This is a genomic window from Streptomyces erythrochromogenes (assembly GCF_040684695.1).
Taxonomy (GTDB): Bacteria; Actinomycetota; Actinomycetes; order Streptomycetales; family Streptomycetaceae; genus Streptomyces; species Streptomyces erythrochromogenes_C.
This window is the reverse complement of sequence record NZ_JBFBGM010000052.1, coordinates 1-20736: the sequence shown is the minus strand read 5'-3', so window position 1 is coordinate 20736 and position 20736 is coordinate 1. Positions and strand designations below refer to the sequence as shown.

Here is a 20736-nt window from a genome sequence, read left to right as displayed (position 1 = left end):
TCGACGAAAGCACCACCGAACAGCTCCGCCAGCGACTCGTCCCACTCGTCCGGCACAACGCCACGCACGTCATACGCCTTGACGATGTTCGAAAGGTCGGGCATTTCCACTCCTCCACAAGACTCTCGGGATGACCAGGACCCGGCTGTGTCCGGGACCGGACGCTACCCGCCCCCTTCCCCGTCACGGCCCGTCCGCCCCCATCCCGTTGAGGCTTTGGCAGATCTCCGTCACCCCGGAACGACGGCGCCCCTCTCCCGATACCAGGCGGCCGCCCGGCCGAGCCGGTCCAGCGGTCCCGGCCCCGGATCGATGCCGGCGAGCCGCCACGCCGCGTCCGCGCGGTACCAGTGGTGCCGCGCGAGCAGCATGAACTGCCGCTCGCTCACCCAGCCCGGGGTCGCGGCCAGGGCCTCCAGGCACCTGCTCCAGGGCCAGTCGGCGGCGGGCCGTTGCGGCAGCACCCCGTGCCCGGCCAGGGCGTGCATGAGGTCCCGGTTGCGCACCGGCTCAGGGTGGTGGGCGTGCAGGACGCCCTCGGCCGCGCCCGCGGCGCCGTCCCCGAGGGCGAACGCCGCGAGGAGCCGCGCCAGGTCGTCGACGTCGACGTAGGAGGCCAGGCCCGCTCCCCCGTCCCACTGCGCCGGCACGCGCCGGTAGGCGTCGGCGAGGGCCGGTACGACCCACCGGTCGCCCCGGCCCAGCACCAGGCCGGCGCGCAGCACCAGGCCCCCGGCGGCGAGCACCGACGCCTCCCCCGCGAGCCGGCTGCCGCTGGCGGGCGAGACCGGGGCGGGCGTCAGCTCCCCGGCCTCCGCGCCCCGGTGGGGTCCCGGACCGTAGACGGCGCACGTCGACAGGTGGACGATGCGCCGGACGCCGGCGCGCCGGGCCTCCGCCATCAGGGCCGCGGTCCCGACGGAGTTGACCGCCTCGCAGCGGCGGGCGTCCGGTCCGACGTACGAGGCCAGCGAGAGCAGCACGTCGGCTCCTTCGCACACCCCGCGCAGGGAGGCCGGGTCGGCCAGGTCCGCGGCCACCCGGTGGACGGCGCCCACCGTGGCGGGGGCCGTCGTACGGGACACCCGGCGCGGCACGACCTGCGGGTACCGGTCGGCCACGTGGCGCAGCACCGCCGAGCCGACGAAGCCCGTCGCCCCGGTCACGACGACCTGGCGGCCGGTCATCCCTGCTGCTCCGGTCCGGCCGCCTCCAGGGTCAGGCGCAGGCCCTTGCGGGTGTCCTCGGTGGCGACGGCGGGCAGGAGGTAGCGCCAGAGCGAGGCGATGCGCTGCGGCAGGTCGGCCCGGCCGGTGGAGACCTGGGAGAAGAGCTGCGCGCCGGTGAAGGAGCTGACCAGCACCCAGGCCAGTTCGTGGTCGTCGACGTCCGGCTGGAGCTCGCCCTTGGCGCGGGCGAAGCGCAGTTGCTGGCGGAACTCCAGGACCCAGGCCTGGTAGGCGACGTCGTCACGCAGGCCGAACTCGCCCTGCTCCACGGCCAGTCGTACGCCGGCACGGAGCACCGGATTGTGCCGGAGCTGTTCCGCGAGGTAGAGCGTGATGTCCACGAGGCGCTGGAGGCCGTCCTCCCCCGCGGGGAACTCCAGGCCCTCGCCCTGACCGACCATCACGGCGTAGGCCAGTTCCTCCTTCGAGCTGAAGTGGAAGTACATCCCGCCCTGCGTGACGTCCGCCCGCTTCATGATCTTGCTGATGCTGGCTCCGCTGAAGCCGAACTCGTCGAAGACCTCCGCGGCGGCGCGCAGGATGGCCGCCTTCGTCTGAACTGCCCTGAGTTGGGGGGCTCGTTGCTGCTTGCGTTCTGACATGGGCACCTAATCCTTCTCGACAAAAAAAACGAACATCCTTTATTTTAGGACCCAGCGCCGAACAAGCACCAGCTCATGTCCGACGTTCCTGGGGGGCTCAACCAATGACTGTCTCAGCCACACGCTCCACCACACCCGCAACCGCCTCGCTCAGCAGCGCCTTACCGCGCGAGTACGTGCACAAGAGCGCGCACTCCGAGGTCCTGCTCACCGGATGGCGTTCCGTCGCTCCCGACGAGTACGTCATCACCGCCCAGTGGCCCCGCGCCCACAGCTTCTACTCGCCCGACGCGGGCCACCACGACCCGCTCCTCCTGGCCGAATCCGTCCGCCAGGCCATCCCGCTGCTCAGCCACGTGGCGTACGACGTGCCCTTCGGCCACCGCCAGATCTGGGACACGTTCAGCTACTCGGTCAACCCCGCAGCGCTCGTGGTCGGTTCCAGACCGGCGGACATCATGCTCCACATCCGCTGCTCGGGCATCGCCCGCCGCGGCCGCCGGCTCGCCCGCCTGACCATGCACGTCACCGCCACCCGCGACGGGGAGTTCCTGGGCACCGCCGAGGCCGGATTCACCAACCAGCCCGAGGCCGTCTACCAGCGCCTGCGCGGCGGCAACGGCGACCTCGACCAGGTGACCGCCCGCGTCATCCCGCTCCCGCCGCCGATGACGCCCCGGCGGGTGTGCCGCGACCGCTTCCACGACGTGGTGCTCTCCCCGACCAGCTCCACGCACCGCGCGCAGCTGCGGGCCGACATCAACCACCCGATCCTCTTCGACCACCCCGTCGACCACGCCCCGGGGATGCTGCTGCTGGAGGCCGTGCGCCAGGCCGCGTACGCCTCCGCCTTCCCCCGCCGCGGGGTCCTGACCGACATGGAGATGCAGTTCTTCCGGTACGCGGAGCTGAACTCGCCCTGCTGGATCGAGACGACCGCGCTTCCCGACGGCACGGCGGCGCCGGACGGCCGCCGGCTTCCCGTGCGGGTCGTGGCACGGCAGAACGGCGAAGAGGTCTTCACGGCCACGGCGGCGATCATCGCCATGACGCCCGCGCCGCAGCGCGTCTTCACCGCGCCCTGACCTCCCCGCCCCACTCGCACGACGAAGGCGCCTGCCCGGACTCCCCCGGGCAGGCGCCTTCCGTTTCCCCCCGCATCCCTCCGGGGCAGGCTGGCACGGGGGGCTCCGTCACCCCATCCGTATGTTTCAGGCTCAACAGCCCCAACAGGAGGTCCATGTGTCTGCCGCGTCGAGTTACGCGTCCGGGGTCTGCGAAGTGCCGCTGCTCGGCGACACCATCGGCGAGAACCTGGACCGGACGGTGCGCAGGTTCCCCGACCGCGACGCCCTCGTCGACGTGGCCGCCGGCCGCCGGTGGACGTACGCGGAGCTGGCCGCCGACGTCGACGCCCTCGCGCTCGGTCTGCTGGACCTGGGCATCGTGAAGGGCGACCGCGTCGGGATCTGGGCCCCCAACCGCGCGGAGTGGACGCTCGTGCAGTACGCCACGGCGAAGATCGGAGCGGTCCTCGTCACGGTGAACCCCGCCTACCGCTCCCACGAACTGGAGTACGTGCTGCGGCAGTCCGGCATCCGGCTGCTGGCCGCCGCGGACCGTTTCAAGAGCTCCGACTACGCCGCCATGATCGAGGAAGTGCGCCCGCGCTGTCCGGCCCTGGAGTTCGTGGCCCTCCTCGGCGGCCCCCTGTGGGACTCCCTGCTCGAACGCGGCCGCCGGGGCGACCCGGCCGACCTGGCCCGGGCGCAGGAGGCACTCAGCCCGGACGACGCCGTCAACATCCAGTACACCTCCGGGACCACCGGGTTCCCCAAGGGCGCGACCCTCTCGCACCACAACATCCTCAACAACGGCTTCTTCGTGGGCGAGCTGTGCCACTACACCGAACAGGACCGGGTCTGCATCCCGGTGCCCTTCTACCACTGCTTCGGCATGGTCATGGGCAACCTGGCCTGCACCAGCCACGGGGCGGCCATGGTGATCCCCGCGCCGTCCTTCGAGCCCGTCGCCACCCTGGCCGCGGTGGAGTCGGAGAGGTGCACCTCCCTCTACGGCGTCCCCACGATGTTCATCGCCGAGCTGGCGGAGCCCGGCTTCGACGCCTACGACCTGTCCAGCCTGCGCACCGGGATCATGGCGGGCTCGCCCTGCCCGGTCGAGGTCATGCGGGAGGTCATCGAGCGGATGGGCATGGCCGAGGTGTCCATCTGCTACGGGATGACCGAGACCTCGCCCGTCTCGACCCAGACCCGCGCCGACGACTCGGTCGAGCGCCGGGTGTCCACGGTCGGCCGCGTCGGACCGCACCTGGAGGTGAAGGTGGTCGACCCGCGGACCGGGCGGACCGTGCCCCGCGGCGAACCGGGCGAACTGTGCACCCGCGGCTACTCGGTGATGCTCGGGTACTGGGAGGAACCGGAGCGCACCGCGGAGGCCGTCGACGCGGCCCGCTGGATGCACACGGGCGACCTGGCCGTCATGGACGACGACGGGTACCTGAGCATCACCGGCCGGATCAAGGACATGGTGATCCGCGGCGGGGAGAACCTCTACCCGCGGGAGATCGAGGAGTTCCTCCACACCCACCCGGACGTCCTGGACGTCCAGGTCATCGGGGTGCCCGACGCCAAGTACGGGGAGGAGCTGATGGCGTGGGTGCGGATGCGCGAGGGAGCCGAACCGCTGACCGCGGACGCCGTCCACGCGTACTGCGCGGGCCGGCTGGCCCACTTCAAGATCCCGCGCTACGTACACGTCGTGGAGGAGTTCCCCATGACCGTCACCGGGAAGGTGCGCAAGGTGGAAATGCGCCAGGAGGCCCTCCGCCTGCTGGAACTACCCTCGTAGAACGGCGCGTTGCGGCTCACCCCGCGACCGCGCCTGACCGATGATCTTCATGGGGCGCGTCGCGGCCGCGCCGTCCGGCCGTCCGCGGCGCCCCGCCCTTCCCTGCCGACTGACCACCGACCAGAGGAACACCGTGCCGCTGCCCGTGAACCGACGTCTCACCCTGACCGCAGCCCTGCTCGCGGTGACGGCCGCCGTCGCGCCCGCCGCCACCGCCCAGGCCGCCGCAACCGCCGCGCCCGCCACCACCGCCCCCGACCTCGAAGCGCTGACCCAGGCGCTGCGCAATACGACGGCCGCCGGAGCTCCGGGCGCCATGGCCCGCTTCAGCGGCCCCGACGGGGTCCGCACGCGGGCCGTCGGCGTGCGCGACAAGACCTCGGGGGCGGCCATGGATCCGCAGGCCCGCTTCCGGATCGGCAGCGTCAGCAAGACCTTCTCCTCCGTCGTCCTGCTCCAGCTGGTCGGCGAGAAGAAGATCGACCTGGACGCCCCGGTCAACCGCTACCTGCCCGGCCTGCTGCCGGACGAGCGGATCACCGTGCGCCATCTGCTGACCCACCGCAGCGGTCTCGCCGACTACACCGATGCCATGTTCGAGCACACCGTCCCCGGCTTCGAGGCCGTGCGCAACCGGGTGTTCAGCTACCAGGAGTTGCTGGACCTCTCGCTGCGCGAACCCCGGACGACCGAGCCCGGCGTGGCCTACAAGTACTCGAACACCAACTTCGTCGTCGTCGGGATGCTCATCGAGAAGGCCACCGGCAACCGGGTGGGCAAGGAGTACGAGCGGCGCATCTTCAAGCCGCTGAACCTGCGCAACACCTCGTACGTGCACCCCGACACCAAGATCAAGGGACTGCACGCCCGCGGCTACCTGCACCCCGACGAGGCCGGCGGACCGCTGGTCGACTCCACCGAGCAGACCGTGTCGTGGGCCCAGTCCGCCGGGGCGGTGATCTCCAGCCCGGCGGATCTGAACACCTTCACCTCCGCGCTGCTCGGCGGCCGGCTGCTGGCGCCGCGACTGCTGGACGCCATGGTCACCGCGACCCCGACGGACACCACCAACACCCGCTTCTACGGGCTGGGCCTGCGCCGCTACGACCTCTCCTGCGGCACGTCGGTCTACGGGCACACGGGCACGGTGCAGGGCTACTACACGTACGCCTTCTCCACGCGCGACGGCAGGCGCAGCCTGTCCGCGATGGCCAACACCTCCAACCGGGGCGAGGCCAACACGGCGCTCGGCGGCACCCTCGAAGCGGCGTTCTGCGGCAAGCAGACCGAGAAGAAGGGCGCCGCCCGCGGCTTCGGCTTCGCCCCGGCCGAGGTGGACCTGCCCGAGCACAACGCGCGCTGACGCGCGCCGTCGGCGCCCGGCCGGCCGGCTGACCGGCCTGCCCGGCGGGCGCCGCCCGGCCGCTCAGCCGGTGCCCACCGCGTCGTCGCAGGCGGGGCAGACCCGGTCCGCGTACCCGGCGTCGTACCAGGTCGGGCCGGGCTGCCCCGCGGGCGGCGGCTGGGCGGCCCGCATCGCGAAGGTGTCCCTGCCGCAGAAGGTCCGCGGGCCGGGAACACCGGGCATGCCGGGGGCCGCGGGCGCCGCGTGCACGCGTACGACGACCACCTCGCCGCCGTCGCCCGCGGGCCCGCCGGCGCGCGCCGTCGCCGGGTCCTCCACCTCGTACACCACGGCCGTCGCACTCATGCCTGCGACGGTAGGCCGTCACGGCGCCCCCCGCGGCCCGGCCACGCCGGGCCCGCCCGTTCCGTCCCGGATCCCGCGACCGGACCGCCTGACGAATCATCAGGTCATCCGTCCCGGACTCTTGACTCCGTCGGCGCCAGTGGCGATTCTCGACCCACCGTTTGCGGGTTCATGACAAGTCAGCGTCTCCGTGTGGCCGTCGCGTCCCCGAACGGATCCGGCACCTCCACCGCGCCATCCGCTGACCGAAGACGTGAGTGATGACCATTTCCCGACACAAACACCCCAGGCGCAGCCCGATCGCGGTCCTGTCATTGCTCCTCGCCGTGGTGGCGATGGTGCTCGGCCCCGTGCCCAGCTCCGCCGCCGACGACCCCGGCTGGTGGAATCCGGTGGCACGGCCCGCACCCGACTCCCAGATCAACATCACCGGCGAACCCTTCAAGGGCACGGACGCCCAGGGGCGGGTCCGCGGATTCGTCGACGCCCACGACCACCTGATGTCCAACGAGGGCTTCGGCGGGCGTCTCATCTGCGGCAAACCCTTCTCCGAGGCGGGCGTGGCCGACGCCCTCAAGGACTGCCCCGAGCACTACCCCGACGGCACCCTGGCGATCTTCGACTTCATCACCAAGGGCGGCGACGGCAAGCACGACCCCAACGGCTGGCCCACCTTCAAGGACTGGCCCGCCCACGACTCGCTCACCCACCAGCAGAACTACTACGCGTGGGTGGAACGGGCCTGGCGCGGCGGGCAGCGCGTGCTCGTCAACGACCTCGTCACCAACGGCGTGATCTGCTCGGTCTACTTCTTCAAGGACCGCGGCTGCGACGAGATGACCGCGATCCGGCTCGAGGCGCAGAAGACGTACGACATGCAGGCCTACATCGACAAGATGTACGGCGGCCCCGGAAAGGGCTGGTTCCGGATCGTCACCGACTCCGCGCAGGCCCGCGAGGTGATCAAGCAGGGCAAGCTGGCGGTCGTCCTCGGGGTCGAGACCTCCGAGCCGTTCGGCTGCAAGCAGATCCTGGACTTCGCGCAGTGCAGCAAGGAGGACATCGACCGGGGCCTCGACGAGCTGCACAAGCTGGGCGTGCGGAGCATGTTCCTGTGCCACAAGTTCGACAACGCCCTGTGCGGGGTCCGCTTCGACCAGGGTGCGCTCGGCACCGCGATCAACGTGGGCCAGTTCCTGTCGACCGGCACCTTCTGGAAGACGGAGAAGTGCACCGGCCCGCAGCACGACAACCCCATCGGGCTCGCGGCCGCTCCGGCGGCCCAGAAGGAGCTCCCGGCCGGGGTGTCCGTGCCCTCGTACGCGGCGGACGCGCAGTGCAACACCCGCGGTCTGACCGATCTCGGCGAGTACGCGGTGCGCGGGATGATGAAACGCAAGATGATGCTGGAGATCGACCACATGAGCGTCAAGGCCGCGGGCCGGGCCTTCGACATCCTGGAGTCCGAGTCCTACCCGGGCATCATCTCCTCGCACAGCTGGATGGACGACAACTGGACCGAGCGGCTCTACAAGCTCGGCGGGTTCGTCGCCCAGTACATGGGCGGGGCCGAGGGCTTCAGCGCCGAGGCCAAGGCCAAGAACGCCCTGCGCGACAAGTACAACGTCGGCTACGGCTACGGCACGGACATGAACGGCGTCGGAGGCTGGCCCGGACCCCGCGGGGCCGACACCCCCAACCCGGTCCGCTACCCGTTCCGCAGCACCGACGGCGGCTCCGTCATCGACAAGCAGACCACCGGGCAGCGCACCTGGGACCTCAACACCGACGGTGCCTCGCACTACGGCCTGGTCCCGGACTGGATCGAGGACCTGCGGATCGTCGGCGGCCAGGACGTGGTCGACGACCTCTTCCGCGGCGCCGAGTCCTACCTCACCACGTGGGGCTCGTCCGAGAAGCACAAGGCCGGGGTGAACCTCGCCTCGGGCGCGTCCGCCACGGCCAGCTCCTCCGAGTGGAACCCGTTCACCAGCTACGCCCCCTCCCGGGCCGTGGACGGGAACACGGGCACCCGCTGGGCGAGCGACTGGAGCGACGACCAGTGGATCCAGATCGACCTCGGCGCGGCCAACCTGGTCAAGCGCGTCACGCTCGACTGGGAGCGGGCGCACGGGCAGGCCTACCGCATCGAGCTGTCGGGCGACGGCGCGAACTGGCAGTCGGCGTGGTCCACCACCACCGGTGACGGCGGTCTGGACACGGCCCTGTTCACCGGCACCACGGCCCGCTACGTTCGCGTCCACGGAGTGCAGCGCGGCACCAAGTGGGGCTACTCGCTCCACGAGGTCGGCGTCTACAGCAGCTGACGCCTTCCACGTCCCCGCGTCCGGGGCCGGCCGGATCCGCCGATCCGGCCGGCCCCGGACGCCTTTTGCCCCGCAGCACAGCACAACACCGCACGGAACGAAGGGAACGACGCCCGTGGCACGCATGCCGTCGGCCGAGCGACGCCGCCAGTTGACCGAAGCGGCGATCCGCGTGATGGCCCGCGACGGTGTCGCCAGGGCTACGACGCGCTCGATCTGCGCCGAGGCCGGCGTCTCCCTGAGCGTCTTCCACTACTGCTTCGAGTCCAAGCAGGCCCTGCTGGAATCCGTCATGACGGCGATCACCGAACACGGCATCACCGTGGCGCGGGACGCCATCCGGCCGCGGGCCACCCTGCGGGAGACCATCCGGGCCGGCTTCCAGGCGTACTGGGACCACGTCGCCGCCAATCCGGGCGAGCACATGCTCACCTACGAGCTCACGCAGTACGCCCTGCGCCGGCCCGGCTTCGAGCACCTGGCGCGGCGCCAGTACGAGCTCTACTCCGACACCTACACCGAGCTCATCGAACAGCTCCGCCTGCTCATGCCCTTCGAGCTGCGCGTACCGGTGCAGGTACTGGCCCGCTACCTGGCCGCCATGACGGACGGCCTGACCCTGGGCCACCTCGTGCTCGGCGACGCCGTGGTCTCGGCGGCCGTCCTCGACATGATCGCCGACCACGTCGCGGGGCTCGCCGAGACCGCGGACGGAGCCGCGGGCGGTGTCGCGAACGGGGCCGCGAACGGGGACCGGCCGCACGCGCCGGAGTACGCCGGTCCCCCGCTCTCCGTCTGACGGGCCGCCTCGGCCAGGTTCGTTGCGCGGCGGCGCCGAGGCCTCCTCCACGGAGGGGATCGTCGCCGGCAACGGGCGGCGGCGTCCGACATCCGGATGGCGCGATGAGACGCCCGTGGGTACGGCCTGGTCGGAGCGCTACGTTTCTCCTCCCGTGCCCGGATCATCGGGCACTCGCAGAAGGACCGAGGAAGTATGGCCACTGGTTTCCCCGCGGCACGACGCGGTGGGAGAGCGCTGCGGGGTGCCCTGGTCGGCGCGCTGACCCTCGGCCTGCTGACCGGGTGCTCGTCGGAGTACGAGGACGCCGAGGCGGAGTACATCGGGGACTACAGCAGTCACCCGCCCCTCTCCGTCGTCGGGTACCCGTCCACGGGTACGTTGGGGATCACCCAGCAAGTGGTGTGGCGGATCGCCGACGGCCGGGTCGAGGAGCTGGCGGACCTGGGCGACCCCGACAAGGACAGGGGTACGACCGAGAAGACCGCAGAGAACTGGATCGCCGCCTTCCGCAAGGGCGCCGGCGGGAAGGTCACGGCGGAGTTCTACGACGAGGGCTCCTACCGCCAGACCGTCGTGCTCTACCTGCACGGCACGGGCCAGATCAAGCAGATCTACGTCCTGCCGGCGAACGTGGACGGCCAGGGCGTCTTCCGGGTGCACATGGCCGAGCCGGACCCCGGTGAGGCCACCGCCGTGGCGCCGTGGGTGCCGAAGAAGCCGGGTGAGCTCGGTTCGACGATGATCCGGTGACCTGAGCCGGAACACGCACGGGCGAAGGGCGCCGTTCCCGCGGGTCTCCGCGGGGCGGCGCCCTGCTGCGTGTCCGGGTGGCGGGCCGGGTGGCGTCAGTAGCGGTCCAGCACCGTGGTGAGGACCTTGTAGAGGACCGACTCCGGGTCCGCCACCGCCTCCACCGAGCGCCAGGCCACGAAGCCGTCCGGGCGGACCAGGACCGCTCCGCCCGGGGTCGCGCCGTGCGCCTCGGCCCAGTCGGCGCCGTCCTCCGGGATCAGGTCGGCCTCCGGGCCGGTGCCGATCGCGTAGCCGTCCAGGCGTACGTTCATCCGCTTGGCGACCGATCCCGCCGCTCCGCTCCACGGCGTGCCCTCGGAGCTGAGCAGGACGAAGGACCGCTCGTAGAGGTCGACCGTGGACTTGCGACGGCCCTCCACCGGGTCGCGGAGCCACAGGTGCGGGGCGCGCGAGCCGGGCTCCCCGCACAGCCGCATCCGCTCGGGCACGACCGGCAGGTCCGGATCGGCTCCCACCACCGCGCCCTGGGCGTACCGGTACCCCATGGCCACGGACAGGACCCCGTTCTGCCGACCGCCGACGCCACCGCCGCCACCGGCACCGCCGCCGCGCGCGGGTGCCTCGGGGACGGACTCGGGCTCCGGCTCGTACCCCGGGTGGCTGTGCTCGGCCGACCGGGCCGAGGCCCGCTCGCTCGTCGCCCGCGCCACCGGGAGCCGCTCGGCCTCGTACGTCTCCAGCAGCCCGGGACCCGCGGCCCCGTCCAGCACCGCGGCGATCTTCCAGGCGAGGTTGTGCGCGTCCTGGATGCCCGTGTTGGAGCCGAACGCCCCGGTGGGCGACATCTCGTGGGCGGAGTCGCCGGCGAGGAAGACCCGGCCGGCCGCGTAGCGCTGGGCGACGCGCTCGGCCGCGTGCCACGGCGCCTTCCCGGTGATCTCGACGTCCAGGTCGGGCGCGCCGACGGCCCGCCGGATGTGCTCGACGCACCGTTCGTCGGTGAAGTCCTCCAGCGTCTCGCCCCGGTCCGGGTGCCACGGGGCGTGGAAGACCCAGCGCTCGCGGTTGTCGACGGGCAGCAGGGCCCCGTCGGCGTCGGGCTTGGTCAGGTAGCACACGATGAAGCGCCGGTCGCCGATCACGTCCGCGAGCATGCGGGACCGGAAGGTGATGCTCACGTTGTGGAACAGGTCGCCGGAGCCGCTCTGGCCGATCCGGAGCTGTTCGCGCACGGGGCTGCGCGGTCCGTCGGCGGCGACCAGGTAGTCGGCGCGCACCGTGCTGTGCTCCCCGGTCTCGCGGTTCTTGACGAGCGCGGTCACCCCGCTCTCGTCCTGTTCGAAGGAGAGCAGTTCGGTGGAGAACCGCAGGTCCGCCCCGAGCGTGGGGGTCACGGACATCAGGACCGGCTCGATGTCGTTCTGGCTGCACAGGCACCAGGTCGAGGGGCTGAACCGCGCCAGTGCGCCCCCCGGGTCGATCTGTTCGAAGAGCCACTCCTGGTCGTCACCGGTCAGCGAGCCGCCCTGGAGGATGCCGTGGTTGTCCGCCAGGACCGAGGCGGCCTCGCGGATCCGGTCCTCGACCTCGGCGACCCGGAACAGCTCCATCGTGCGTACGTTGATACCGCGTCCACGCGGGTGGAGCGAGGTTCCCGCGTGCTTCTCGACCAGCATGTGCGTGATGCCATGACGGCCGAGGAACAGCGAGGTGCACAGGCCCACCAGCGAGCCGCCCACGATGAGGACCGGGACGCGGTGGTCGACGTTTTCCTTCATGGCTCTTCCATGCCCTGTGCGAGGGCGGTTCCCTCGCTCGTTCACCCGCTTGGTTCTCCCCTCTCGCGCCGACGGGGCTACCGGACCACGATCGGTTCGGGTGGCGCCGCCCCGTGGCGACCGTGTGGTCTCGAAGGAGTGTGAACGATGACAACCTTGTCGGAACGGATATCCCAGTCCGCCTTCGACGACTCGCGACTTCGGGTCGTGCTGCTGCTGGATCTGTACGACGGTGCGCAGAACCAGTTCCTGGAGGTCTACGAGGACCTCCACAAGCAGGTCTCCTCCGTTCCCGGGCACATCCGGGACGAGCTGTGCCAGTCGATCGAGAACCCGTCGCAGTGGCTGATCACCAGTGAGTGGGAGAGCGCACCGCGGTTCTTGGCCTGGGTCAACAGCGAGGAGCACGTCGCGTCGGTCCAGCCGTTGCACGGCTGCGTACGGGACACCCGCTCGCTGCGGTTCAGCGTGCTGCGGGAGACCGGCCGGGACCACGGTCCCGCCGCCGCGGTCCTCTCCCCCGACGCTTCCGGCGGCCCCTCCTTCGTCGCCGCCTCCGCGGCCGGCGCGGAGCGGTCCGCGGGCCGCCTCCAGGTCGCCCCGCGGCGCGGCGACGGCGTCGTCCGCCATGCCCTGACCTTCACCGTCAGGCCGGGCAGCGAGGACGCCGTGGCGGAGCTGCTGAGCGGGTACGCGTCCCCCGAGGCGCAGGTCGACGAGCACACCCGGCTGCGCCGCACCTCGCTCTTCATGCACGGCAACCGGGTCGTGCGGGCCTTCGAGGTCGAGGGCGACCTGCTCGCGGCGCTGCGCCACGTGGCCCTGCAGCCCGAGGTCAGGGCGCTGGAGGAGGCCATCAACCCCTACCTGGAGCAGGACCGCGATCTCAGCGACCCCGGTTCGGCCCGGACGTTCTTCACCCGGGCGGCCCTCCCGGCGGTGCACCACGTGGCGGCCGGCGGCGAGAGCGGGGAGCTGGAGCGGCACGCGCTGTTCTACCCCGCCAAGAAGGGGTGCGGAACGGAGCTGGCCCGGCTGCTCGCCGCACAGGACGAGGCCGCCGTGGACGACGCGGCGAGCCCCATCGAGGCGAGCACCGTCTTCCAGCGCGACGACGTCGTCGTCCGTCTCCTCGACCTGCGCGGGCCGCACGACGCCCGGCCGGCCCTGACGCTCGGCGTCGAGGGCGGCCACAAGGCGGCGGTGCTCGCGCGGCTGCTCGACAGCGCCAAGGACGGCGTCCCCACCACCCACCAGGAGATCTCGCGCTTCCTGGAGCGCTCCGAGATGCGCCTGATCACCGACCGGCGTTCGCCGGACCGAGCCTGAGGAGAAGCACGCCATGACGGACCGACTGACCGTGGAAGAGCTGGCCGCACTGATGAAGAAGGGGGCCGGCATCGCCGTCGACCCCGCCGTGATGGCGAGCCGGCCCGACTCGCAGTTCGACGAGTGGGGGCTCGACTCCCTGGGGCTGCTCGGCATCGTCGGCGAGCTGGAGAACCGGCACGGCCGGTCCCTCCCCGCCGGTGCGGACCAGTGCAAGTCACCGCGCGAGTTCCTCGACCTCGTCAACAACGCGCTGACGGCCGGAACCTGACGCGCACGGACGCACGGGCGGACGGGCGCCTCCGCCCGGCACGCACGACGGCGCCCCGGGACCGGCCCATCACCGGTCCCGGGGCGCCGTGGCGCGTGCCGGGCGGGATCACCCGGGCACGGTGCACTCGAAGGCGTGCAGGTACGCGTTGACGGGCCGGATGTCGCCGAGCACCAGTCCGGCGTCGGCCAGCCGGGTGCACAGGCTTTCCTTGGTGTGCTTCGCGCCGCCGACGTTGAGCAGCAGCATCAGGTCCATGGCCGTGGTGAACCGCATCGACGGGGTGTCGTCGACCAGGTTCTCGATGACGACGACCCTGGCTCCGGGGCGGGCCGCGGCGAGGACGTTGCGCAGGCACCTGCGGGTGCTCTCGTCGTCCCATTCCAGGATGTTCTTGATGATGTAGAGGTCGGCCTCGACCGGGACGGCCTCCCGGCAGTCGCCGGGGACGATGCCGGTCCGGTCGGCGAGGGCGCCGCCGTCGCGCAGCCGGGGATCGGCCTTGGCGACCACGCCGGGCAGGTCGAGCAGGTGCCCCCGTACGGTCGGGTGCTTCTCCAGCAGGCTGGCCAGTACGTGGCCCTGGCCGCCGCCGATGTCCGCGACCACCGAGACGCCGGTGAGGTCGAGGAGGTCCGCGACCTCCAGCGCCGACTGCACGCTGGAGGTGGTCATGGCGCGGTTGAAGACGTGTGCCGACTCGTGGGCGTCCTCGTGCAGGTAGTCGAAGAACCCCTTGCCGAACAGCTCGTGGAAGATGCCCGCGCCGTCGCCGGTGCGCACGGCGTCGTCGAGCCGCGGCCAGGCCTGCCAGGTCCAGGGCTCCGTGCACCACAGGCAGATGTTGCGCAGGCTGTGCGGGTCGTCCTCGCGCAGCAGCCGTGACATCTCGGTGTGGACGAAGCTGCCGTCCTCGGTCTCGGCGAAGATCCCGTAGCAGGACAGGGCGCGGAGCAGCCGTTGCAGGGGCTTGGGCTCCGCGTGGACCGCGGCCGCGAGCTCGGCGGGGGTGGCGGGCGACTCCCCGAGGGCGTCGGCGACCTTGAGGCGTGCCGCGGCCCGTACGGCGGCGGCGACGGCTGCCCCGAAGGCGAGCTCCCGCAGGCGCATGGCGGGCGGGGGCGTGTGCGGGGGGCCGGCGTTCGGAGCGGGAACCGGCGCGGGGGCGGGGGTGGAACTCACCGTGGTCATACGGCCTCGCTTCTCCAGATGAGGGGGAACACGGTCAGCACATGCCGGTCGGCACGGAGGTGTCGCACTGGTTGTTGAGGAACCGGTTGCCCGATCCGGCTCCCTGGTTGGCCAGGTCGGCCGGCAGGTTGTCCCTCACCACGTTGTCCTCGATGACGTTGTCGGTGTTCGTCGCTCCCACGAAGCTCTTGAACAGCAGGATGCCGCCCGACAGCGGGGAGGATCCGACGTTGCCCCGGATGGAGTTCGAACGCACGATCGTCTCTTCGGCGCCGGTGAGGACGATGCCGACGCCCTGGATGTCGGGGAGGCGGCTGTTGCCCTTGCAGAACTTGTTGTTCGCGTGGATGCGGTTGCCGCGGATGGTCAGGTCCCCGGCGCCGGGCTCGCCCTCGTCGCCGACGACGAAGACGCCGCCGCAGTTCCCGGTGAGGGTGTTGCCGCTGACGGTGAGGTTGCGCACGCGCCTGACGGTCACGCCGATCCGGTTGCCGGTGAGCCTGTTGCCCCGGATCACGGCGCCCTGGGTGTCGGTGGCGCCGCCCTCGCGCGCGACCGTGTTGGCGATGAAGATGCCCGACTCGGCGTTGTCACGGGCGATGTTGTCGCGGAAGAACCCGCGGGTGGAGCGCTCCTGGGCGATGCCCCAGGTGCTGTTGTTCTCGGAGATCACGCGCTCGACGCTCAGCCGGTCGGTCCACGAGGCCCAGATGCCGTTCCGCTTGAAGCCGGAGACGGTGAGCCCGCGGATCTCGACCCCGGCGACGGGCCGCTCCTCGGTCCCCATGACGCAGATTCCGGTGTCGGCCTGGGAGCAGGTGACGGCCGCGCGTCCGGACGTCTTCGGGGTGGCGGGCAGCGTCTTGGCGGCGGGCGGCCGGATCACCGTCCGCTCGCCCCAGCCGCGCAAGGTCACCCGCTTGGTGATCAGCACGTTCTCGTAGTAGGTGCCGGGCATCACGGTGATGATGTCGCCCGGCCGCGCGGAATCCACCGCGTCCTGGATCGAGTCGCCCGGGTGCACTCGGTGTCCGGCCGCGGATGCGGGTGGCGCGAACACGCCGAAACCGGCGGCCATGACGACGGCGATGCACGTGAGGGACTTCAGTTGTCGGTTCGTCACAATGCAGAAGTTATGGGCGATTGCGACATATCGCCACATTGGGTGAGCGTATCGATGCATGCCGTGGGCAAACGGCCGCATTTTGACGCCCCGGGAGTGGATCGTCATACCGGCGGCGCGGTCCCACCCGCGCCGTTGCCCTCCGAGCGAGGACGGCCCAGCTCATCACCGGTTTCCCGGCCGCCCTCGCCAACGGGCAACGGGCAACCCGTCGACCGGCGGCCCCGGCGGAGCCAGCCTGGAGCCGTCAGCACGAGGCACGAACCGCAAGGGGAAACCATGCGCAAGCTGTTCCGCGGCGCCGCCGCTCTCGCCACCTCCGTCGTCGCCGTGGTCGCGCTCGGCGCCTCGGTGGAGGCCAAGCCGGTCGACGTCTGGGCGGGCTGCCCGGACGGGGCGGTCTGCATCTACCCGCAGAACCAGAATCCGGCCGTCAAGCCGTCCCACGTCTTCTACCGGTACGGGGCCCACAACCTCACCAACCAGTTCGGCAACCACTGGGTGCTCAACAATCAGTACGGCGGTGCGACCGCAAACCTGTGCACCGGCACCAACGGCGCGGGCTGCGGCCGCCCCATCGCCGCCAAGACCGGTGTGTACGCCGACCTCACGCCCGTCAACTCGATCCGTCTCAACCCCTAGCACCCGCACGGGGAGGGCTTCCGGAGCCGCCGCGCGCGACGGCTCCGGGCGTTCCTGTTCTCGTCATACCGGCTGGAAGATCCAGTTCTCCGGCCGCTCCTGGCGGTAGCCTGGGCAGCACCACCTCGCTGCCTGGGCGCGCACGCCATGGGGGATGTTTTGGGGGATCCGGACCGTCGGCGCAAGACCGACCACGTGCGGGAGTCCGACGACACCGCACGGCCCTTCCCTGCCCAGCTGAGACGTCTGCGGATGCAACGCGGGCTGTCCCTCGCGGACCTCGCGCGCGCGACGCACTACAGCAAGGGCTATCTCAGCAAGATCGAGACCGGCGCGAAGCGCGTCACCCCCGATGTCGCGCGGCGCTGCGACGACGTCCTGGAGGCGGGGGGCGAACTGCTGCGGATGGCCCGGGAGACGGAGGCCCCCGAGCGCGCCGATGCCCAGGCCGAGGCGGACGGCGTCGGCGGGCCGCGGGCGGAGGGCGAATGCCCCTACCGCGGCCTGCCCGCCTTCACCGCGCGGGACGCCCGGTGGTTCTTCGGGCGGGAGCGGGCCACCGCCGAGCTCACCGAACGGGTCTTCGAGCGGATCGGCGCCGGGCCGCTGGTGCTCGTCGCCCCGTCGGGCGCCGGGAAGTCCTCCCTGCTCAACGCCGGCCTCGTACCGGCCCTGCGCGGCGGCGGCCTGCCGATGCCGGGCTCCGACAGCTGGCCGGTGGTCGGGGTCACCCCCACCGCGCACCCGCTGGAGGAACTGCTCGGCCGGGCCGCGAAGGCGCTGGGCGGCGATCTCGGCCTCACCACGGCCGAGTTGCGGGAGCACCCGCACGCCCTGCTCGCGGCGGTCCACCGGCTGTCGGAACCGGAGCGGGAACCGGACCCGGCTGCCGCACCCGACCAGCGGCCGCCGCCGCTGCGGCCGGTGCTGCTCGTCGACCAGTTCGAGGAACTGTTCACCCTGTGCACGGACGAGGACGAGCGGCGCGCCTTCGTACGGGTGCTGTGCGCGCTCGCCGTTGCGGGCCCGGCGCCCGGCGGGTACGCCCCGGCCGTCGTCGTCCTCGGCGTACGGGCGGACTTCACCGGGAACTGCCTGGAGCTGCCGGAGCTGGCCCCGGTGTTCACCGGCGGGCTGTTCGTCCTGGCGCCGATGTCGCCCGGGGAGCTGCGGGAGTCGATCACCCGCCCGGCCCGGCTCGCGGGTCTCGCCCTCGAACCGGGGCTGGTCCCCCTGCTGCTGCGCGACGTGGGCCCGCGCGACGACGCACCGGGCGGCACGACGCCCTCCGGCGCGCTGCCCCTGGTCTCCCACGCGCTGATGGCCACCTGGAGCCAGCGCGAGGGCGCCACCCTGACCGTCGCCGGGTACGAGCGCACCGGCGGCATCCAGGGGGCCGTCGCCCGGACCGCCGAGGAGGTGTTCGCCCGCCTCTACCCCGCCGAGCAGAACACGCTCCGGCGCGTCCTGGTCCGGCTGGTGCACGTCGCCGAGGGTACGGGCGCCACCCGTCGCCGCATGAGCCGGACGGCCCTCATGGAGCAACTGGCCGACCCGGGCCCGGCCGCGGCCGCGCTCGACGCGTTCGTACGGGCCCGCCTGATCACCATGGACAGCGACACCGTGGAGATCACCCACGAGGCCCTGCTGCACGCCTGGCCGCGGCTGCGCGGCTGGATCAGTGCCGACCGGGCGGGGCTCCTGATCCACCAGCAACTGGCCCACGCCGCCGCCGAGTGGGAACGCGAGGGCCGCGACCCGTCGGCGCTCCACCGCGGGACCCGGCTGGACACCGCCCGCTCCTGGGCCGACGAACTCGACGGCAGGAGCCGCCTCGCACCCGGGGAGGCCGCCTTCCTCCGGGAGAGCCTGGCGGCGCAGGACGGCCGGGAGCGGCAGGCCGCCCGCCAGGCGCGGCTGCGCCAGCGGATGCTGGCCACCCTGGTCGTCCTGCTGGTCCTGGCCGTGGGCGCCGGCGGGCTCGCGTACCAGCAGCGCTCGGGAGCCGTGGGCCAGGAGCGGATCGCCCGTTCCCGGGCGCTCGCCCTGCAGTCGGCGGCGCTGGCCGCGGGGCAGCCGGAGGCTTCGATGCTGCTCGCCGGGGACGCGTACCGGACGGCGGGGACGAGCGAGGCGCGCGGGGCGCTGCTGAGCACGCAGTCGCAGCCGTTCGTGGCTCGGCTGGGCGGACACGGCGGGCCGGTCAACACGGTGGCCTTCGGGCCGGACAACGGCATCCTGGCGACGGGCAGTTCGGACGGGACGGTGACCCTGCGGCGGGTCTCCGACCGGCGCACGACCGCGACCTTCAGGCTGCCCGGACGGGTCCGCTCGGTCGCCGTGAGCCCGGACGGCCGGACCCTCGCGGCGGCCTCCACCGACGGGCCCGCGCGGCTGTGGGACACCGCCGACGGCCGCACGAGGGCGGTGCTCCCGGCGAGCACGACGGGCTCGCGGGCCGTGGCCTTCGCGCCGGACGGCCGGAGCCTGGCGACCGGCTGCCCGGACGGGACGGTGAGGTTGTGGCAGACGGGCGGGGAGTACGGCGAGGTCGCCTCCCTGGCCGGGCACGCCGGGCGGGTCAACGCCCTGTCCTTCGCCGCGGACGGCCGCACGCTCGTCTCGGCCGGCGCCGACCGGACCGTACGGCTGTGGGACCCGGTGGCGGCGCGTCCGGTCGCCGTCCTGTCCGGGCACACCGACGAGGTGCTGGGGGCGGCGTTCGCCCCGGACGGCCGTACCGTCGCCACGGGCGGCGTGGACCGGACCGTACGCCTGTGGGACGTGGCCGGGCGCCGGACGACGGCCACGCTGACCGGGCACAGCGACGACGTCAACGGGGTCGCCTTCACACCGGACGGCACGACGGTGGTCAGCGCGGGCGGCGACGGCGCCACCCGGATGTGGGACGTGGCCGGCGGCCGGCTGACGGCGACGCTCGCCGGGCACACCGACTACGTGCTGGGGGTGGCCGTGGACAGTCGGGGCGCGATGCTGGCCACGGCCGGCTTCGACCAGTCGGTGGTCCTGTGGGACCTGCGGGGCGCGGTGCTGGCCTCGCGGCCGTTCACGGAGGTCTGGCACGCCGCGTACAGCCCGGACGGGAAGCTGCTGGCCACGGCGGAGGCGGATCACACGGTCCGGCTGTGGGACGTGGCGGGGCGCCGGGTCGTGGCCTCCTTCGAGGGGCACAGCGAGACGGTGTTCGCGGTGGACTTCGCGCCGGACGGGCGGACGCTGGCCTCGGCCGGCTCCGACGGCACCGTCCGGTTGTGGGACGTCGCGGCGGGTATCCCGTCGGCCACGCTGACCGGCCAGGGCGGGACCGTGTTCGCGGTGGACTTCGCGCCGGACGGGCGGACGCTGGCCTCGGCCGGCTCCGACGGCACCGTCCTGCTGTGGGACGTCGCCTCGCGCCGCCGGCTCGCCACGCTCGGCGGGCACACGGACTTCGCCAACGACGTGGCGTTCAGCCCCGACGGACGCACCCTGGCCAGCGCCGGTGACGACCTGACGGTCCGGCTGTGGGACGTGGCCGGCCGGCGCCCGCTCGCCACCCTCACCGGCCATACGGGCGCGGTCCGCGGCGTGGCCTTCAGCCCCGACGGGCGCACCCTCGCCAGCAGCGGCAACGACGGGACCGTACGGCTGTGGGACGCGCGCCGCCACCGCTTCGAGGCGGCCCTGTCGGGGCACACCGGGTCGGCCCGGGGCATCGCCTTCGCCCCCGACGGCCGCACGCTGGCGAGCAGCGGCAACGACCGCACGGTGCGGCTGTGGGACGTGGCCGGCCGGCGCACGCTGGCGGCGCTGTCCGGACACACCAACGCGGTGTGGGGCGTCGCCTTCGCCCCCGACGGGGGCACCGTGGCGAGCAGCAGCACGGACGGCACCGTACGCCTGTGGGACCTGGACGTGGGAGCGCGGCTGGCGGCGATCGACCGGCTGCGGGCGGGGACGGGGGCGGGGGCGGGCGTGAGGTAGCGCGCAGGAACGCAGGGGCGGCCCGCCGGCCTCCGGAGCTTCCGGTGCTCCTGGACCACTTCCTCGACCAGCACGAAACGGGCCTCCAGCAGGGCCGCGTCGTCGTGCTCGCGCAGGTAGTCC

General features: G+C 72.5%; 16 protein-coding genes. 10 read left to right on the top strand and 6 right to left on the bottom strand.

What is annotated here, in order from left to right; genetic code table 11:
• Window positions 1–230 precede the first annotated feature (230 nt).
• Complete coding sequence (locus AB0O53_RS37850; protein WP_365201727.1) at window positions 231–1187, bottom strand: NAD-dependent epimerase/dehydratase family protein; 957 nt, start codon at window positions 1185–1187, stop codon at window positions 231–233.
• Window positions 1184–1831: a ScbR family autoregulator-binding transcription factor gene (locus AB0O53_RS37845; RefSeq protein ID WP_030855796.1), complete on the bottom strand. Its 648-nt coding sequence runs from the start codon at window positions 1829–1831 to the stop codon at window positions 1184–1186. Before AB0O53_RS37845 ends, AB0O53_RS37850 begins: the two co-directional genes overlap by 4 nt.
• Window positions 1832–1935: 104 nt before the next feature.
• Between AB0O53_RS37845 and AB0O53_RS37840 the strand changes: the two genes are divergently transcribed.
• The 3 genes from AB0O53_RS37840 (at window position 1936) to AB0O53_RS37830 (ending at window position 6065) form a co-directional block, all read left to right on the top strand.
• Window positions 1936–2916, top strand: coding sequence for a ScbA/BarX family gamma-butyrolactone biosynthesis protein (locus tag AB0O53_RS37840; RefSeq protein ID WP_365201723.1), 981 nt, complete (start codon window positions 1936–1938; stop codon window positions 2914–2916).
• A gap of 121 nt (window positions 2917–3037) precedes the next feature.
• Window positions 3038–4702, top strand: a complete 1665-nt coding sequence (locus tag AB0O53_RS37835; RefSeq protein ID WP_365201720.1) for an AMP-binding protein — start codon at window positions 3038–3040, stop codon at window positions 4700–4702.
• Window positions 4703–4835: 133 nt separating this feature from the next.
• A complete protein-coding gene (locus AB0O53_RS37830; RefSeq protein ID WP_435886732.1) occupies window positions 4836–6065 on the top strand; it encodes a serine hydrolase domain-containing protein in 1230 nt (409 codons plus the stop codon).
• 63 nt (window positions 6066–6128) lie between these two features.
• Here the strand turns inward: AB0O53_RS37830 and AB0O53_RS37825 are convergent, their stop codons facing one another.
• A complete protein-coding gene (locus tag AB0O53_RS37825; protein ID WP_350990839.1) occupies window positions 6129–6413 on the bottom strand; it encodes a hypothetical protein in 285 nt (94 codons plus the stop codon).
• 260 nt (window positions 6414–6673) lie between these two features.
• Here AB0O53_RS37825 and AB0O53_RS37820 point away from each other — a divergent pair, with 260 nt between their 5' ends.
• From AB0O53_RS37820 to AB0O53_RS37810, 3 genes are all read left to right on the top strand, one after another.
• A complete protein-coding gene (locus tag AB0O53_RS37820; RefSeq protein WP_350990837.1) occupies window positions 6674–8740 on the top strand; it encodes a galactose-binding domain-containing protein in 2067 nt (688 codons plus the stop codon).
• Between the two features lie 115 nt (window positions 8741–8855).
• A complete protein-coding gene (locus tag AB0O53_RS37815) occupies window positions 8856–9539 on the top strand; it encodes a TetR/AcrR family transcriptional regulator (protein ID WP_350990835.1) in 684 nt (227 codons plus the stop codon).
• A 195-nt stretch (window positions 9540–9734) separates the two neighbouring features.
• Complete coding sequence (locus AB0O53_RS37810; protein ID WP_350990833.1) at window positions 9735–10292, top strand: hypothetical protein; 558 nt, start codon at window positions 9735–9737, stop codon at window positions 10290–10292.
• A gap of 95 nt (window positions 10293–10387) precedes the next feature.
• Here the strand turns inward: AB0O53_RS37810 and AB0O53_RS37805 are convergent, their stop codons facing one another.
• The gene (locus AB0O53_RS37805; protein WP_450152423.1) at window positions 10388–12118 is read right to left on the bottom strand and encodes an FAD-dependent oxidoreductase; all 1731 of its coding nucleotides are present in this window, start codon (window positions 12116–12118) and stop codon (window positions 10388–10390) included.
• 102 nt (window positions 12119–12220) lie between these two features.
• On the opposite strand from AB0O53_RS37805, the gene AB0O53_RS37800 reads away from it, so the two are divergent.
• Entirely contained in the window at window positions 12221–13402 is a 1182-nt protein-coding gene (locus AB0O53_RS37800) for a SchA/CurD-like domain-containing protein (protein ID WP_350990829.1), read from the top strand.
• 13 nt (window positions 13403–13415) lie between these two features.
• A complete protein-coding gene (locus AB0O53_RS37795) occupies window positions 13416–13673 on the top strand; it encodes an acyl carrier protein (protein ID WP_136233511.1) in 258 nt (85 codons plus the stop codon).
• Between the two features lie 108 nt (window positions 13674–13781).
• Here the strand turns inward: AB0O53_RS37795 and AB0O53_RS37790 are convergent, their stop codons facing one another.
• Both AB0O53_RS37790 and AB0O53_RS37785 read right to left on the bottom strand, forming a co-directional pair.
• Window positions 13782–14864 carry a methyltransferase gene (locus AB0O53_RS37790; protein WP_365201713.1) on the bottom strand — a complete coding sequence of 361 codons (1083 nt, stop codon included), beginning with the start codon at window positions 14862–14864 and terminating at the stop codon, window positions 13782–13784.
• A gap of 34 nt (window positions 14865–14898) precedes the next feature.
• Window positions 14899–15987 (bottom strand): right-handed parallel beta-helix repeat-containing protein, encoded by a 1089-nt coding sequence (locus tag AB0O53_RS37785; protein ID WP_350990824.1) that lies wholly within the window; start codon window positions 15985–15987, stop codon window positions 14899–14901.
• Window positions 15988–16266: 279 nt separating this feature from the next.
• Here AB0O53_RS37785 and AB0O53_RS37780 point away from each other — a divergent pair, with 279 nt between their 5' ends.
• On the top strand, window positions 16267–16629 hold the full coding sequence (locus AB0O53_RS37780) for a hypothetical protein (protein WP_350990822.1): 363 nt from the start codon (window positions 16267–16269) through the stop codon (window positions 16627–16629).
• A gap of 147 nt (window positions 16630–16776) precedes the next feature.
• On the top strand, window positions 16777–20613 hold the full coding sequence (locus AB0O53_RS37775) for an nSTAND1 domain-containing NTPase (protein WP_365201710.1): 3837 nt from the start codon (window positions 16777–16779) through the stop codon (window positions 20611–20613).
• Window positions 20614–20736: the final 123 nt, after the last annotated feature.

Excerpts from the sequence above, each read along its gene's own strand:
- AB0O53_RS37850 (WP_365201727.1), bottom strand. The coding sequence starts at position 1,187 with ATGACCGGCCGCCAGGTCGTCGTGACCGGGGCGACGGGCTTCGTCGGC.
- AB0O53_RS37845 (WP_030855796.1), bottom strand. The coding sequence starts at position 1,831 with ATGTCAGAACGCAAGCAGCAACGAGCCCCCCAACTCAGGGCAGTTCAG.
- AB0O53_RS37840 (WP_365201723.1), top strand. The coding sequence starts at position 1,936 with ATGACTGTCTCAGCCACACGCTCCACCACACCCGCAACCGCCTCGCTC.
- AB0O53_RS37835 (WP_365201720.1), top strand. The coding sequence starts at position 3,038 with ATGTTTCAGGCTCAACAGCCCCAACAGGAGGTCCATGTGTCTGCCGCG.
- AB0O53_RS37825 (WP_350990839.1), bottom strand. The coding sequence starts at position 6,413 with ATGAGTGCGACGGCCGTGGTGTACGAGGTGGAGGACCCGGCGACGGCG.
- AB0O53_RS37820 (WP_350990837.1), top strand. The coding sequence starts at position 6,674 with ATGACCATTTCCCGACACAAACACCCCAGGCGCAGCCCGATCGCGGTC.
- AB0O53_RS37810 (WP_350990833.1), top strand. The coding sequence starts at position 9,735 with ATGGCCACTGGTTTCCCCGCGGCACGACGCGGTGGGAGAGCGCTGCGG.
- AB0O53_RS37800 (WP_350990829.1), top strand. The coding sequence starts at position 12,221 with ATGACAACCTTGTCGGAACGGATATCCCAGTCCGCCTTCGACGACTCG.
- AB0O53_RS37795 (WP_136233511.1), top strand. The coding sequence starts at position 13,416 with ATGACGGACCGACTGACCGTGGAAGAGCTGGCCGCACTGATGAAGAAG.
- AB0O53_RS37790 (WP_365201713.1), bottom strand. The coding sequence starts at position 14,864 with ATGACCACGGTGAGTTCCACCCCCGCCCCCGCGCCGGTTCCCGCTCCG.
- AB0O53_RS37780 (WP_350990822.1), top strand. The coding sequence starts at position 16,267 with ATGCGCAAGCTGTTCCGCGGCGCCGCCGCTCTCGCCACCTCCGTCGTC.
- AB0O53_RS37775 (WP_365201710.1), top strand. The coding sequence starts at position 16,777 with ATGGGGGATGTTTTGGGGGATCCGGACCGTCGGCGCAAGACCGACCAC.